Raw genomic sequence first — 13,879 nt, forward strand, 5'->3', positions numbered from 1 at the left:
AACGGTGAGCAGGCGGAGAACGCCTCCTCAGATGGTGCTGACGCCTGAGGGATGACACCCCAGCGCTGACTTCTCAGTCAGGGCGACGCAAGCGGCCCCGGAGAACATCTCCGGGGCCGCTTGCGACTCTCAGGGCCATATCCGCGAGCCGTGTCGCCGTTGGCTGGGTGGCCGAGAGCAGTGTGGTCGCTGGTCTCCGCGGCAGCTAACGACGCCCGAGCGGGACGAGCAGGGTCGCGGCGCGCACGGCCGCCTCCAGTGGCCCACGCGCGGGGATCGCGGCGAACATCGCCCCGATCCCCGCTGCGGCGAGGGAGTGGACAAGCAGCATGGTCCCGCCGCGCAGGCCCAGGGGGCTGGCGACGACGAGGACGTGCACGGTGTAGAGCGTGAGCGTCATCGCCCCGGCCCCAGCCAGGATCCGCCATGGAGCAGCGGGGACGAGCCGGACTACCCACAGGGCCAGCCCCAGGACGAGCATCGAGGTGCCGACCGTGTGGGCCAGGTCGACGATGCTGCCGCTGTGCGGTGACCACACCCCCAGCCACCACCACGAGTGCTCGGGATGCGTGCCGTGAAGCCCGCGCCGGAGCTGGGTGGTCAGCGCGGCCCAGGACCCCGCGGGGCTGTGCGGATCGGCCAGCAGGGCGGACCGCGCGGAGGGCATCGAGCTCACCCACGAAGAGACCGCCAGGGTGAGGGCCGTGGCCCATGCGCCCGCGAGCGCGAGGCGCGGCCCGGTGAGGGAACGCCGGAGGTCGACCCGGCCGATCGCCATACCCGCGAAAAGGTAGGTCGCCCAGGTGAGCACGGGGTAGTAGCCCGTCACGAAGAGCTCCTGCAGGAGCGTGACCGGCTCGGCCAGGCTGAGAAAGGAGGGCACGATCTTGGGGCTCGGTGAGAGCTCGCGGCGCATGAGCAGGCTGACGACCGGGGAGAGCACCCCCCACGCCACGGCCAGCAGCGCGAGCGGACGGGCGCGCCAGGTCAGGACCGGCAGAGCGCAGGCGAAGAGCAGCCCGTAGAAGGTCAGGATCACGGCGAGACCTGAGTTGAAGTGGCCCAGCCAGAGCCCGAGCAGCGCAATCAGGAGGGCTCGCACCACGAGGCGGGTCCGGTGAGCGCGAGGATCCTGCTCTGCGCGACGGGTGCTCAGCGCGATCCCGACCCCGGCGAGCACGGCGAACAGCGCGGACGAGCGGCCCGCAACGACCTGGAAGGTCAGATCGACCCCACCCGGCCCGCCGGCGTCCACAGGCGTGATGAGGTGGGCGGCAAACATCCCAAAGAGGGCCAGCGCGCGGGCGAGGTCGACAGCGACGATGCGATCGGCCAGGCTGCTGCTCTTGGCGCTCACGTCCACGCTCGAAGGAGCGCGGCGACCACCGCCGCCGTCGCGACGACGACGATAAAGGGCGCTCGGAGGACGAGCAGCACGATCGCGGCCACGATCCCACCGGCACGCGCATCGAGCGTCGGGATGCCGTCCCCGGCCAGGAAGCCCTGGGTGATGATCAGCGACGACAGCAGCGCCACGGTGAGCAGGGGCACCACCCGGTCGATCCACGGGACCTCGAGGATTCGCTGCGGCACGAGATAGCCGGTCCACTTGATCACGAACGAGAGCAGGCAGGCGGCGACGACGGCGATCCACAGGGTCATCGGGTCTCCTGGTCGGAGCCGGAGTCGTGCGCCCCTCCGTGTCCGTGCGTGGCTGCATATCTCGCGAGCGCGTCGCCGTCGGGTGTGACCGGGCGGATGGGCCTAGGACGTGAGTGGTCGCGCAGCCCGATGAGCAGGGCGGCAGAAGCGCCGACCAGGACCTCGACACCGGTGGGGGTGAAGGGCGCGGAGACCAGGGTGAGGATCATCGCGAGGGCAGCGGTGGCGATCGGCCCGGTGCGCCCGGACTGGGCGCGGCCGAAGAGTCGGGGCCACACCAGCGCGACGAAGGCGGCGGCCGCGGCGGCGTCGAGGCCGTAGGCCTTGGGATCGCCCATCGCGGCGCCGGCGAGGGCGCCAAGCAGGGAGGTCGCGTTCCACACGATGAAGAGGGTCACGCCCGTGACGTAGAAGCCGATCCGGGACTCGGTCTCGGTGTCCTGCGCGAGTGCGACCGCTGTCGTCTCATCGATCGTCAGCTGGGCGGTCACTGGACGCAGCCAGCCGGTCGGTGCCAGCACGCGCGACAGCTCCAGACCATAGAACCCGTTGCGCAGGCCGAGGAGCGTCGAGGTCGCGACGGCGGCCAGGGCGGCGCCGCCGGTGCCGATGACGCCGTAGAAGGCGAACTGCGACCCGCCGCTGAAGAGGAGCAGCGAGGTCAGCATCGTCTGCCACACCGACAACCCCGCGGCCACCCCCAGGGCGCCCGCGCTGACCCCGTAGAGACCGACCATGCCCACCGCCAACCCCTGCCGGGCGGCCGGCTCCCGCCACCAGGTCAGGTGTCCCTTCTCTGCCGTCACGTCACAGGTCCGCCACCAGCCGGACCTCGCGGGCGGTGCGGCCCTCCTCGTCGAGCACGCGGTCGCGCCACGCGCCGTCGGGGGTGAATCCTGAGGCGCGGAGGAAGGCCTGGGTCGACTCCGCGTCGGCGAGCACCCACAGGGTGACCGCCGCCAGGCCGTCCGTGCTTGCCCGGAGGGTGTCGATCGCGGCGTTGAGCAGCCGGGAGCCGTGGCCGGCTCGACGCGCCTCCGGGTGCACGCCGCCGTCCAGGATGGTGCCGGTCGTGTCAGGGGACAGGCCGGGTTCCTCCTCCGCGGGACCGATCGAGACGTAGCCGACCACCTGCGGACCGGCGGTCGCCACGAGCAGCCGATGGCGCACTGACGGGGGTGATTCGAGGCCTCGACGCCACGCGTTCCCGAAGGTCGGTCCAGTGAACTGGTCGAGCAGCTCGCGGGGCAGCAGGTCGGCAAACTCGTGCTGCCACAGGTAGGCCTGGGTGAGGCCGACGGCCGGAGCGTCGGTGGGGCGAGCGGTGCGTACGGCAGCGTCGGCCATCGGCATGGGGGATCCCTGCGTGTGGTCGTGGCCGTGCTGGTGCGGGTCGTGGTGGGAGTGGTCGTGGGCGTGGTGGTCGGTAGCCATGGCAGGGTCAGTTTCCCATGCCGCTGCCGGCGCCCATCCTCCTGGCCCCGCCCAGCAAGGTGTATGACGATTTTGATGCGCGTCGACGAGAGTGTGTCACAAACTCAGGGAACTCTGGCATGATGAGGCAATGTATGGCAACGACTTCGGCCCCGGATCCGACACTCCACTGAACGCCACGGAGACGCCGGACTACACCGACGCGCTCCAGGAATATTTCGACGGCCTGATCGCCGACGACTCCAGGATAGAGCCGCGCGACGCCATGCCTGACGGCTACCGCGCCACGCTCATCCGCCAGATCGCCCAGCACGCGCACTCCGAGATCATCGGGATGCAGCCCGAGGGCAACTTCATCACCCGCGCCCCGAGCCTGCGCCGCAAGGCGATCCTGATGGCCAAGGTGCAGGACGAGGCCGGCCACGGGCTCTACCTCTACTCCGCCGCAGAGACGCTCGGCGTGGACCGTTCCGAGTTGCTCGACAAGCTGCATAACGGCAAGCAGAAGTACTCCTCGATCTTCAACTACCCGACCCTCACGTGGGCCGACATGGGGACGATCGGCTGGCTGGTCGACGGCGCCGCGATCATGAACCAGGTCCCGCTGTGCCGGTGCTCCTACGGCCCCTACGCGCGCGCCATGATCAGGGTGTGCAAGGAAGAGTCCTTCCACCAGCGGCAGGGTTATGAGATCTTGTGGACGCTGTCCAAGGGCACGGTCGAGCAGCAGGCGATGCTGCAGGACGCCGCGAACCGCTGGTGGTGGCCCGCGCTGATGATGTTCGGCCCCCCGGACAGCGGTGATGCCGCGACGGACGGGCACACCGCGCAGAACATGGCATGGGGCATCAAACGGTTTTCCAACGACGACCTGCGGCAGAAGTTCGTCGACATGACCGTGCCGCAGGCGATCAAGCTCGGTATCACCCTGCCCGACCCGGACCTGCGCTGGGACGAGGAGCGGGGCCACTGGGACTTCGGCGAGATCGACTGGGACGAGTTCTGGCGCGTGATCAAGGGTGACGGCCCGTGCAACGCCCAGCGCATGGCCCTGCGGGTCGGGTCGCACGAGGACGGTGCCTGGGTGCGGGAGGCAGCCGTCGCGTATGCCGACAAGGTCGCCGCCCGCGAGAGCGCCGGAGCGGTGGCATGAGCGCCAACTGGCCACTGTGGGAGGTCTTCGTCCGGGCCAAGAGGGGCCTGGCGCACGTGCACGCGGGCTCGCTGCACGCGCCGGACGCAGAAATGGCACTGCGCAACGCCCGCGACGTCTACACCCGTCGACAGGAGGGCGTCTCACTCTGGGTGGTCCAGTCCGAGGACATCACCGCCTCCAGTCCTGCGGAGCGGGACAGCTTTTTCGACCCGGCCGCTGACAAGGTCTACCGGCACCCGACGTTCTACGAGGTGCCCGAGGACGTGGAGTACCTGTGAGCGGCTCGAAGTACGCCGATGTCGTGGTTGCGGCGCCGCGCACGCCGCCGGAGCTCTCGCCGACCGAGCAGCACACCGCATACCTGCTCAGCCTTGGCGATGACGCTCTCATCTATGCCCAACGGCTGGGCTCCTGGATTACCCGCGCGCCCCAGATCGAGGAGGACATGGCGCTGGGCAATGTGGCGCTGGACCTGCTCGGGCAGGCGCGCTCGTTGCTCACGCATGCCGGTGAGGTCGAGGGCCGCGGTCGCGACGAGAACGCGTTCGCGATGCTGCGTGACGAGCGGGAGTTTCGCAATGTGCACCTCGTCGAGGCGCCCAAGGCCGACTTCGGCCACGAGATGGCGCGGATGCTCTGGTTCGCGAGCTATCAGTATGAGCTGTGGACGGCCCTGGGCAGCTCGGCCGACGAGCAGCTGGCCGCGATCGCGCAGAAGGCGGTCAAGGAGGTTGACTACCACCGTGACCACGCCACCCAGTGGGTGCTGCGACTAGGTGATGGGACGCAGACCAGTCACGACCGGATGCAAGCCGGGCTGGAGAGCGTCCACCCCTATGTCGGTGAGCTCGGCGAGGACTACTCGGCCGCGCATTGGGCGGTGCAAGCAGGCGTCGGCGTGCTGCCCTCGCCTTTGGCCGATGCGGTCAACACGTATGTCTCCACGGTCCTTGACGAGGCGACGCTGACGATGCCGGACGCCCCCCGTTGGAACGCCCGCGGTGGCCGCGAGGGTGTGCACTCCGAGGCGATGGGTTTTCTCATCGCGGAGATGCAGCACATCGCGCGCAGCCACCCCGGCGCCACTTGGTGATCGAGATGGGTGCGGGTATGGCGATGCGCAGCCGCAACGACCTCCTCACCGAGGTCGAAGCGCAGGTGCGGGCGGTGCTCGATCCGGAGATCCCGGTCATCACCATCGACGACCTCGGCGTCATCCGCGAGGTCGAGCGAGTCGGTGACGGGCTGCGCGTGGTCCTCACCCCGACCTACTCCGGTTGCCCCGCGATGCAGGTCATGGAAGATGACGTCCGGGCGGTCGGCCGACGCGCTGGCGTGCCCGTCGATGTTGTCACCCGGCTCTGGCCCGCGTGGACCACCGACTGGATGAGCCAGCAGGGTCGAGAGGCGCTGCGCCGGTTCGGAATCGCACCCCCCACGGGAGAACGGGCGCACCACTCGGGCCCTGTGAGCCTGCGGCTCCAAACCCGACAGGTGACCTGCCCCCTGTGCGGCTCCGCGGAGACCGAAGAGATCGCCCGCTTCGGGTCCACCGCCTGCAAGGCGCTGCGGCGATGCCGCAGCTGTCGCGAGCCCTTCGACGAGTTCAAGACGATCTAGTCGCGACGCCCTCGATCCAGGGTTCGACCCAGAGGACCAGGCCCACGAGCACTACTTAGGAGCAGGAGCAGAAGTGAGTTTGATCAAGCAGCCGATCCGCCGGCGGGCAATCTTCCACGACCTCACGGTCCGTAGCGTCGACCGGTTGACCGAGGACGCGGTGGCGATCTCCTTCGCCGTGCCCGAAGGCCTGCGCGACGACTTCGTCTTCGAGCCGGGCCAGCACCTGACGGTCAAGGCCATGCTGGACGGGGAGGAGGTGCGCCGTTCCTATTCGTGCTGCATCTCCAAGGGCGAGGCGCAACGTCGCGGCGAGGTGAGGGTGGCGTCCTCACGCATCCGCCACGGACGGATGTCCACCTGGCTCAACTCCCAGGTCGCGGCCGGTGACACCCTGGAAGTGATGAGCCCGATCGGCTCCTTTGTCTGCCCGACCGTGCCCACCGCGCGCAAGCATCACGTCGGCATCGCCGCAGGCTCGGGCATCACCCCTGTGCTCTCGCTGCTGGCCACCGCGCTGGAGGAAGAGCCAGAGTCGCAGGTCACGCTGATCTTCGGCAACCGCCGCACCGACTCCATCATGTTCCTCGAAGAACTGATGGACCTCAAGAACCGCTTCCCTGGACGCTTCACCCTCATCAACGTGCTCTCCCGCGAGGCTCAGGACGTCGAGCTGTTTACCGGCCGGATCGACCGTGACAAGTTCGAGGACTTCCTCGCGACGTTCGTCCCTGAGGACGAGGTCGACGAGTGGTATCTGTGCGGGCCCTTGGACATGGTGGAGATGGTCCGCTCGGTGCTGGCCGAACGCGACGTCGACGCCGAACACGTGCACTACGAGATCTTCCACGTCGATGACGCCGGCACCCCGATCCTCACCGAAGAGGTAGAGGTTGAGCCTGGGGCACCGCCGGCGGCCGTGGCCACGGTCACCCTCGACGGCCGCACCACGACGATCCCGATGCGCAGCAAGGGCCAGACGATCCTGGCCGCGACGCTCCTAGAGCGACCCGACGCACCCTTCTCCTGCACCGGTGGCATCTGCGGCACCTGCCGGGCCCGCGTCGTCTCCGGAGAGGTGACGATGGATCGCAACTATGCCCTGGAGCCGGACGAGGTCGAGCGTGGCTACGCGCTCATGTGCCAGTCACATCCGGTGACCGACACTGTGGTCATCGACTACGACGCCTGATCAGGGCTGGTCCGGGAGCCAGTCAGTCGCGACGAAGCCGGTGGGGGGTCCAGTTGAGTTTGCGGCGCGGGTTGAATGGTGCCAGCTCGGAGGGCACCGTGCCGGTGACGATCTGCTGAGCGAGCAGCTCACCGGTGATCGGACCGAGCGTGATGCCCCACATGCCGTGACCACCGGCGACGAAGACGCGTCCGGAGTCAGTGCGTCCCACGAGGGGTAGACCATCAGGGGTGCAAGGCCGGGACCCGACCCACTCCTCGCTGCGGTCGTCCAGGTCGGCGCCGCGCAACATCGGCCGGGTCGACTCCACGATCGCGGAGATCCGGCGCGGATCGAGGGCCTCGTCTGGACGACGGAACTCCATCATCCCGGCCACGCGGAGACGGTCACCCAGGGGCGTGATCGCCACGCGGGACTCGGGGAAGTAGATGGGACCTGAAGGCATGTGCTCGGTCTGGACGCTGAAGGAGTAGCCGCGTCCCGCCTGCACCACCATGTGCACGCCATACTGCCGGACGAGGTCCCCTAGCCAGGCGCCGGTCGCCACGACCGCCGCGTCGTAGGTGCCACCACCCCCGCCGGTGGTCTCGACCCGGACGGAGTTGCCGCGGTCCTGCACGTCGGTCACGGTGGCGTCGGTGATGATCTGGCCGCCCCGCTCGCGGACCGCATCGGCCAGCGCGTGCACGAAGGTGACTGGGTTGAGGAAGCGCTGACCCCGGATCATCAGCGCCGCCTCGACGCCGTCGGAGATCGCGGGCTCGCGACGGCGTGCCTCGTCGCCGCCGATGAGCTCGTGCTCGACGTGGCCGCCGGCGGCCTCGATCTGCTTGAACTCATCGAGCATCGTCTTGACCTGCGCCACGTCGCTATACCCAGCGATAAACTGAGTCGCCTCGTGGGTCTGCGCCGCGACCCCGTTGGAGGTGAGGTGGTCGAACGCCTCCAACGAGCGGTTGTTGACGGGGATCAGGGCCTGCATCGCGCGCCGCCAGCGGTCAGGAGTGCTGTGCCGGGTGAATCCCGCGACGAAGCGCGCCAGCTGCAGGTCCGGGGCTGGCTTGACGTAGAGGGGGGAGTTCGGGGTCAGGACCGCCCGGATCCCGTAGGCCAGCACAGCCGGCTCGGGCAGCGGTGTCGCGATGGCTGGGGTCAGCCACCCTGCGTTTCCCCAGGAGGCACCGGCGGCGACATCGGCCCGGTCGATGACGGTGACGGCGACGCCGCGCTCCTGAAGGAACCACGCGGTCGCCAAACCCACCATGCCTGCTCCGACGACCGCCACGGTGCGGGGCGTGCTACCTGCCATGAGACCCTCCTGATTGACCCTTTCCTGCCATAGTGACAGGGCCCGGCGAGCGATGCTGACCCGGGGGGTTGCGCGCGGTGATGGCCACCGGGTCGGCGGTGTCGAAGGTCAGGACCGCAACGAGTGCCAGGGCACGTCCAGCTGGAGCAGCAGCTCGCGCACGAGCGGGAGGCTGACGCCGACCACTGCGTGGTAATCGCCGTCGATGCTGGTGACATAGGGTCCGCCGAGCCCGTCGACGGTGAAGGCCCCCGCTACCTGGAGAGGCTCGCCGGTAGCGACGTAGGCATCGATCTCCTCATCGGTCAGGTCCGCGAAGTGCACAGTGGTCGACGCCGTCGCGCCGAGGGTCGCGCCGGTGCCGCCCGACGTGTCGCCCGGGTGCTCGATGCGCTCGCGGTTGTCGACGATCCAGTGGCCGGTATGGAGTATGCCCACCTGGCCACGCATGAGCCGCCAGCGCTCGATCGCGACGGCGGGCTCTATCGGCTTGCCGTAGATCTGCCCGTCGAGCTCCAGCACGGAGTCACAGCCCAGCACCAGCGCGTCCGGCGCCTGGGCCTGGACTACGGCCTCGCACTTGGCCCTCGCCAGGGTGAGGGCGACGTCTGCCGGCGACAGCTCGCCATACCGGGCCTGCGCCTGGGCGAGCTCGGCATCCTCATCGACCCCCGAGACCATCACCTCAGGGTCGACGCCTGCGTTGCGCAGCGTGCTGCGGCGGGCGGGGGAGGCGGAGGCGAGGACCAGGGCAATCACGGTGCCAGCGTAGTTGGGTGAGGTGCGTTGGTTGCGCGCTGCACCACCTCGGGTGGACTAGCCTGACCGGGTCCGATGACGTGCACAGGCGGAGGCCGCGATGACAGTCCCCGATGGTCCCGATGCCCCGAGGGTCGCGGGCCGCGCAGACTCTGCCCGTGCCGCACCGGAAGAGTCCGGCTCGCAGGTCGCGCTGGGTGCCGGGATCGCCGGTGGGACGGTCGTGCTGTTCCTGCTCCTGCGGATCATGGCCATCGCCCACTGGGACTGGTTTGTCGCTGGAGACATCGCGGATTCGATGAATTTTGGCGATGCCATCGGGGTCGTCCTAGGAACCCTGTTTGCCCGTCCCACGATCACCGCGATCGCCGTGATGTTGCTGATGCCCTTGGCCGGGGTGGACCTCGTGTGGTCGACCATGACGCACCGGCGGCTGCAGGTCGGGCGGGCACTGTTCGTCGCGTTCCTCACTGCCGCACTGGTCGCACTGACCACTACCATCCACGTGTGGTGGCTCCCCACCGGCGTCGTGGTCATCGGCGCGCTGCTGGCGCTCATGCGCGCCGGCTGGAGTCACGGGGTGGGGCACCGCATGATCGTCGGCCTGCTCCGCGCGACCGGAGTGCTGTCCATTATCGCCGCGCTCCTGTTTGCCGTCCTGATCGACACCCCCTGGCTCATCCGGGAGCAGATCGAGACCGAGCAGGAGACGATCGACGGCTACGTGCTCGAGACCCCGTCGGGTTTCCTGAAGGTGCTCACCGATGATCCGCGCGAAGTCCGCATCCTCATTAGTGCCGACGTCCTCTCCCGCACCATCGGCGGGTAAGCCGCAGATCCGGCCGCATTGCCGACAGGCTGGTGTGGCAGCGCCGACCGTCCGGTGTGGCAGCGCCGACCGTCCGGTCAGAGCTCGCGCAGCACCGCCGCGCGCAGCGTGTCGAGGCCGACGCCACCGATGTCGAGCGCACGCCGGTGGAAGGCCTTGAGGTCGAAGTCGTCGCCCTCGCGGCGCTGGACCTCGTCGCGCAACTCGAGCCAGAGCCGCTCGCCGATCTTGTAGGCGGGGGCCTGGCCCGGCCAGCCCAGATAGCGGTCGAGCTCGAACCGGACGAAGCCCTCATCCATGTTGACGTGGTTGTTGAGGAACTCCCAGGCCTTGTCATAGGTCCACTCGCCACCGCCGACCTCGGCCGGAGCTTCGAAGCCGCAGTGCACGCCGATGTCGATGACGACGCGGGCCGCCCGCAGCGACTGGGCGTCCAGCAGCCCCATCCGGTCACCCGGGTCGTCCATGTAGCCGAGGTCGGCCATCAGCCACTCGCTGTAGAGGGCCCAGCCCTCGCCGTGGCCGGACGTCCACGAGGCGAGCCGACGCCAGCGGTTGAGCAGCTCGGAACGGTAGACGGTCTGCCCGATCTGCAGATGGTGGCCGGGGACACCCTCGTGGTAGACGGTCGTGAGCTCACGCCACGTGGAGAAGCGACTCACGCCCTTGGGCACGGACCACCACATGCGGCCGGGCCGGGTGAAGTCTTCGGAGGGGCTCGTGTAATAGATGACGCCAGTCTGGCTCGGGGCGATCATGCACTCGATGGTGCGCACCGGCTCAGGGATGTCGAACTGTGTGTCGGTGAGACGAGCGATCGCCTCGTCCGCCTTGACCTGCATCCACTCGCGCAGCGCGTCGGTGCCCTCGAGCTGATAGCGGGGGTCCTCGTCGAGGATCGCGACGGCCTCCTTGACCGTGGCGCCAGGCCTGATCTGCTCGGCGGTCTCCGCCATCATCGCGGTGATGCGGGCCAGCTCCTGCTGACCCCAGGCGTAGGTCTCCTCGAGATCGATCGTGGCGCCGAGGAAGCTGCGGGAGCGCAGGCTGTAGAGCTCGCGGCCACTGGCGTCCGACTCGGGTGCCTTTGCGGCTAGCTCGTCCGTCAGGTATGACGCGAGCTCGCCATAAGCGTCTTTCGCACCGGTGATCGCCGTGGCCAGGCGGGAACGGATCTCCTGCGGCTGGTCGGTGGCCTCCTCCAGCAGGGCATCGAAGGTGCTGGCCTGCGCACCCGCCTGGTCGCGGCACTGCTCGGCGACCTGGCTCACCTGCCGCTGCGGAACGACCTGGCCCTGCTCAGCGGACCACGTCAAGGCGCTGAGGTATTGCTGCATCGCGGTCGGGACCGCTTCGAGGCGGGCGTTGATGTGGTCCCACTGCTCCGTGGTGTCTTTGCCCATGATGTCGAAGATGTCGCGGAGCGTCTGCGGCGCGGACGCGATGACGTTGAGATCCACCGGGGCATCGCCGTCGAGCACCAGGTCCAGCTCGTCGCGCTGCAGGCGCAGACGCTCACCGAGCGCGGCGACGGTGACCTTGTCGACGTCGTCGACAGGGGTGAGGCGATCGAGTTGCTCCAGGGTGGTGGAGCACAGGTCACGCTGCGCCCGCAGCCCCTGGATCGACAGGTCGTCGATCTTGTCGTCCTGTCCTGGTATGCCCAGGTAGGTCGCCTGCAACGGGCTCAGCGCGAGGGAGGCATCCAGGTGGGCCTCGGCGAGGCGGTCGATCTCGGTCTGCTGGCGGCTGCTCTTCAGGGGCTCGATCACGCCCCGCAACTTACCGCATCGCCATGGCTACCTCGATGCTCGGCATACCCTGGCGTGGTGCCGAGCGATGGGTTGAACCCGCACCAGGGCTCGAGGTCTGCCTGCCACCGTGGACCGTCCATCCTGCCAGCAATCGAGCGGGCCCCCGCGGCACGCCCCGAGCCCGGAGGGAACCGATGAGCGAGCCACTCGCGCGCGTCCGTTCGACCAACGTCGCCCGACCCAAACCCGCCGGCGGTCGGTCGAGGCGGGACACCGGGATCGACAAATGGCCGGTGCCACAGCTCGAGGTCTTTGAGCCTGGACCGCACTACGGTGATGGCGGTGGGGTCGTCGGTGACCTGGTCGGCGACACCTTGCACCATGGTGGCGCCAACAAGGCGGTCTACGCGCTGAGCCGGTCGCAGGTCGAGCACTGGGAGGGCGAGCTGGGTCGCGCGCTGCGGGACGGCCAGCTCGGGGAAAACCTCACGATCGAGGGGCTCGACCTCGAGGCCGGGCTACTGATCAACCAACGGTTGGTCTTTCACCCCCAGGACCGGTTGGTCCAGGCGCCGGAGGAGGACGTCGTCCTGGAGGTCTCGGTCCCGCGCACGCCCTGCCACACCTTCGCTATCCACATGGCGGTGCCCGGATGGACGAAGACGTTCGCCGCGCACGGACGGTGCGGCATCTACCTGCGAGTGATCACACCGGGAGTGATCCGGGCGGGGGACCAGATCGAGGTGCTGCCTCCTCCACCGCACGACATCACCATGATGGTGGCCTTTGCCTCGGCGATGGGAGATGACGAGGCTGCCGCGAGAGTCGTTGCAGCACAATGTCTTCCACAGATGTATCAGGACCGGCTCCGCGCTCGCCTCGCGGCGAGGTAGTCGCTGGTCAGCGGGGCAGCGCGGAGGCCCGCCAACCGCCAGGGCCGACCGCGGGCCGCGGCCGAGCGTAGCGAGACTTCGCGGTCCACAGCGTGCGTCGACGAGGGCCGTCCCCGCTCACTTCGCCGCCACCGGCGGCGGACAACACCACGGTCAGCGCCGCGAGCTGAGCGGCGGAGGGGTTGCCGCGCACCACCCGAAGGACGGGCGTCGGCACCAGCATCGGGGCTTCGTCGCTCACAGCGGGATGTTCCCGTGCTTGCGCGGTGCGCGCGAGGACCGCTTGGAGCGCAGGTGGCGCAGCGCGCGGGCCACTTCGACCCGGGTGCGCGAGGGTTCGATGACGGCATCGACATATCCGCGTTCGGCGGCGACATAGGGGTTGGCGAGGGTGTCTTCATATTCCTGGATCCGCCGCGCCCGCTCGGCGTCGACATCACCACCTGCCTCTGCGACCGCCTGCAACTGCTTGCGGTAGAGGATGTTGGCCGCTCCCTGGGCGCCCATCACCGCGATCTGCGCGGTCGGCCAGGCTAGGTTGACGTCGGCACCGAGGTGCTTGGAGCCCATGACGTCGTAGGCGCCGCCATAGGCCTTGCGGGTGATGACGGTGATCAGCGGCACGGTCGCGTCCGCGTAGGCGTAGAGCAGTTTGGCGCCCCTGCGGATGATGCCGCCGAACTCCTGGTCGGTGCCGGGAAGGAAACCCGGCACGTCGACGAAAGTCAGGATCGGGATGTTGAAGGCATCGCAGGTGCGCACGAAACGCGCGGCCTTCTCCGACGCGTCGATGTCGAGGGTGCCGGCCAGGTGCATCGGCTGGTTGGCCACGACACCGACCGAGCGGCCCTCGACGCGGCCGAAGCCGACCACGATGTTGGGTGCAAAGAGCGGCTGCACCTCGAGGAACTCGCCCTCATCCAGGACCGTCTCGATGGCCGTCTTGATGTCGTAGGGCATCGTCGATGAGTCGGGGACGAGAGTGTCCAGCTCCGCGTCCTCTTCAGTGGTCTCGTCCACGATCTCGACCTCGAAGGCCGGCGGATCCTCGAGGTTGTTCTGCGGCAGGAAGCCCAGCAGCTCCTTGACGTAGTCGATCGCGTCGTCCTCGTCGGCACCCATGTAATGGGCCACGCCCGAGATCGTGTTGTGGGTGCGGGCACCGCCCAGGTCCTCGAAGGTCACGTCCTCGCCAGTGACTGTCTTGATGACGTCCGGGCCGGTGATGAACATGTGCGAGGTCTGGTCGACCATCACCACGAAGTCGGTGA

At 68.8% G+C, this 13,879-nt stretch carries 16 protein-coding genes; 7 read left to right on the forward strand and 9 right to left on the reverse strand.

Features of this window, described 5'->3' with window-relative positions; all coding sequences use genetic code 11:
* Positions 1 to 205: 205 nt before the first annotated feature.
* From Q4P07_RS11945 to Q4P07_RS11960, 4 genes are read right to left on the reverse strand one after another with little or no spacing between them, the layout of a single operon-like run.
* Positions 206 to 1,357 (reverse strand): heparan-alpha-glucosaminide N-acetyltransferase domain-containing protein, encoded by a 1,152-nt coding sequence (locus tag Q4P07_RS11945; RefSeq protein WP_303375139.1) that lies wholly within the window; start codon positions 1,355 to 1,357, stop codon positions 206 to 208.
* On the reverse strand, positions 1,354 to 1,662 hold the full coding sequence (locus tag Q4P07_RS11950) for an AzlD domain-containing protein (RefSeq protein WP_303375140.1): 309 nt from the start codon (positions 1,660 to 1,662) through the stop codon (positions 1,354 to 1,356). The genes Q4P07_RS11945 and Q4P07_RS11950 overlap by 4 nt, the downstream gene beginning before the upstream one ends.
* Positions 1,659 to 2,468, reverse strand: coding sequence for an AzlC family ABC transporter permease (locus tag Q4P07_RS11955; RefSeq protein ID WP_303375141.1), 810 nt, complete (start codon positions 2,466 to 2,468; stop codon positions 1,659 to 1,661). Before Q4P07_RS11955 ends, Q4P07_RS11950 begins: the two co-directional genes overlap by 4 nt.
* 1 nt (position 2,469) lies before the next feature.
* Entirely contained in the window at positions 2,470 to 3,096 is a 627-nt protein-coding gene (locus Q4P07_RS11960; protein ID WP_303375142.1) for a GNAT family N-acetyltransferase, read from the reverse strand.
* 130 nt (positions 3,097 to 3,226) lie between these two features.
* Between Q4P07_RS11960 and paaA the strand changes: the two genes are divergently transcribed.
* The 5 genes from paaA (at position 3,227) to paaE (ending at position 7,064) form a co-directional block, all read left to right on the forward strand.
* A complete protein-coding gene (paaA, locus tag Q4P07_RS11965) occupies positions 3,227 to 4,249 on the forward strand; it encodes a 1,2-phenylacetyl-CoA epoxidase subunit PaaA (protein WP_303375143.1) in 1,023 nt (340 codons plus the stop codon).
* Positions 4,246 to 4,530 (forward strand): 1,2-phenylacetyl-CoA epoxidase subunit PaaB, encoded by a 285-nt coding sequence (gene paaB / locus Q4P07_RS11970; RefSeq protein WP_303375144.1) that lies wholly within the window; start codon positions 4,246 to 4,248, stop codon positions 4,528 to 4,530. Before paaA ends, paaB begins: the two co-directional genes overlap by 4 nt.
* Positions 4,527 to 5,345 (forward strand): 1,2-phenylacetyl-CoA epoxidase subunit PaaC, encoded by an 819-nt coding sequence (gene paaC / locus Q4P07_RS11975; RefSeq protein ID WP_303375145.1) that lies wholly within the window; start codon positions 4,527 to 4,529, stop codon positions 5,343 to 5,345. Before paaB ends, paaC begins: the two co-directional genes overlap by 4 nt.
* Before the next feature lie 17 nt (positions 5,346 to 5,362).
* Positions 5,363 to 5,872 (forward strand): 1,2-phenylacetyl-CoA epoxidase subunit PaaD, encoded by a 510-nt coding sequence (gene paaD, locus Q4P07_RS11980; protein ID WP_303375146.1) that lies wholly within the window; start codon positions 5,363 to 5,365, stop codon positions 5,870 to 5,872.
* Positions 5,873 to 5,945: 73 nt separating this feature from the next.
* Complete coding sequence (paaE, locus tag Q4P07_RS11985; protein ID WP_303375147.1) at positions 5,946 to 7,064, forward strand: 1,2-phenylacetyl-CoA epoxidase subunit PaaE; 1,119 nt, start codon at positions 5,946 to 5,948, stop codon at positions 7,062 to 7,064.
* Between the two features lie 22 nt (positions 7,065 to 7,086).
* On the opposite strand, the gene Q4P07_RS11990 is transcribed toward paaE, so the two are convergent.
* Both Q4P07_RS11990 and Q4P07_RS11995 read right to left on the reverse strand, forming a co-directional pair.
* Positions 7,087 to 8,373, reverse strand: coding sequence for an FAD-binding oxidoreductase (locus Q4P07_RS11990; RefSeq protein WP_303375148.1), 1,287 nt, complete (start codon positions 8,371 to 8,373; stop codon positions 7,087 to 7,089).
* A 108-nt stretch (positions 8,374 to 8,481) separates the two neighbouring features.
* On the reverse strand, positions 8,482 to 9,132 hold the full coding sequence (locus Q4P07_RS11995) for a nucleoside triphosphate pyrophosphatase (RefSeq protein WP_303375149.1): 651 nt from the start codon (positions 9,130 to 9,132) through the stop codon (positions 8,482 to 8,484).
* Between the two features lie 100 nt (positions 9,133 to 9,232).
* On the opposite strand from Q4P07_RS11995, the gene Q4P07_RS12000 reads away from it, so the two are divergent.
* Positions 9,233 to 9,961 carry a hypothetical protein gene (locus Q4P07_RS12000; RefSeq protein ID WP_303375150.1) on the forward strand — a complete coding sequence of 243 codons (729 nt, stop codon included), beginning with the start codon at positions 9,233 to 9,235 and terminating at the stop codon, positions 9,959 to 9,961.
* A 77-nt stretch (positions 9,962 to 10,038) separates the two neighbouring features.
* Here Q4P07_RS12000 and Q4P07_RS12005 read toward each other — a convergent pair whose 3' ends face one another.
* The gene (locus Q4P07_RS12005; RefSeq protein ID WP_303375151.1) at positions 10,039 to 11,733 is read right to left on the reverse strand and encodes a DUF885 domain-containing protein; all 1,695 of its coding nucleotides are present in this window, start codon (positions 11,731 to 11,733) and stop codon (positions 10,039 to 10,041) included.
* A gap of 176 nt (positions 11,734 to 11,909) precedes the next feature.
* Between Q4P07_RS12005 and Q4P07_RS12010 the strand changes: the two genes are divergently transcribed.
* Positions 11,910 to 12,608 (forward strand): MOSC domain-containing protein, encoded by a 699-nt coding sequence (locus Q4P07_RS12010; protein WP_303375152.1) that lies wholly within the window; start codon positions 11,910 to 11,912, stop codon positions 12,606 to 12,608.
* A 7-nt stretch (positions 12,609 to 12,615) separates the two neighbouring features.
* On the opposite strand, the gene Q4P07_RS12015 is transcribed toward Q4P07_RS12010, so the two are convergent.
* Entirely contained in the window at positions 12,616 to 12,849 is a 234-nt protein-coding gene (locus tag Q4P07_RS12015) for an acyl-CoA carboxylase subunit epsilon (RefSeq protein ID WP_303375153.1), read from the reverse strand.
* On the reverse strand, positions 12,846 to 13,879 hold a 1,034-nt coding region (locus Q4P07_RS12020; RefSeq protein WP_303375154.1), incomplete at its 5' end, for an acyl-CoA carboxylase subunit beta. The genes Q4P07_RS12015 and Q4P07_RS12020, both read right to left, overlap by 4 nt.

This window comes from Ornithinimicrobium sp., from assembly GCF_030537745.1.
Taxonomy (GTDB): Bacteria; Actinomycetota; Actinomycetes; order Actinomycetales; family Dermatophilaceae; genus Ornithinicoccus.

What these genes read in the sequence shown, in the direction of transcription:
- paaA (WP_303375143.1), top strand. Translation starts at nt 3,227, where the DNA reads ATGTATGGCAACGACTTCGGCCCCGGATCCGACACTCCACTGAACGCC.
- paaD (WP_303375146.1), top strand. Translation starts at nt 5,363, where the DNA reads ATGGCGATGCGCAGCCGCAACGACCTCCTCACCGAGGTCGAAGCGCAG.
- Q4P07_RS12010 (WP_303375152.1), top strand. Translation starts at nt 11,910, where the DNA reads ATGAGCGAGCCACTCGCGCGCGTCCGTTCGACCAACGTCGCCCGACCC.
- Q4P07_RS11990 (WP_303375148.1), bottom strand. Translation starts at nt 8,373, where the DNA reads ATGGCAGGTAGCACGCCCCGCACCGTGGCGGTCGTCGGAGCAGGCATG.
- Q4P07_RS11950 (WP_303375140.1), bottom strand. Translation starts at nt 1,662, where the DNA reads ATGACCCTGTGGATCGCCGTCGTCGCCGCCTGCCTGCTCTCGTTCGTG.
- paaB (WP_303375144.1), top strand. Translation starts at nt 4,246, where the DNA reads ATGAGCGCCAACTGGCCACTGTGGGAGGTCTTCGTCCGGGCCAAGAGG.
- Q4P07_RS12000 (WP_303375150.1), top strand. Translation starts at nt 9,233, where the DNA reads ATGACAGTCCCCGATGGTCCCGATGCCCCGAGGGTCGCGGGCCGCGCA.
- Q4P07_RS11960 (WP_303375142.1), bottom strand. Translation starts at nt 3,096, where the DNA reads ATGGCTACCGACCACCACGCCCACGACCACTCCCACCACGACCCGCAC.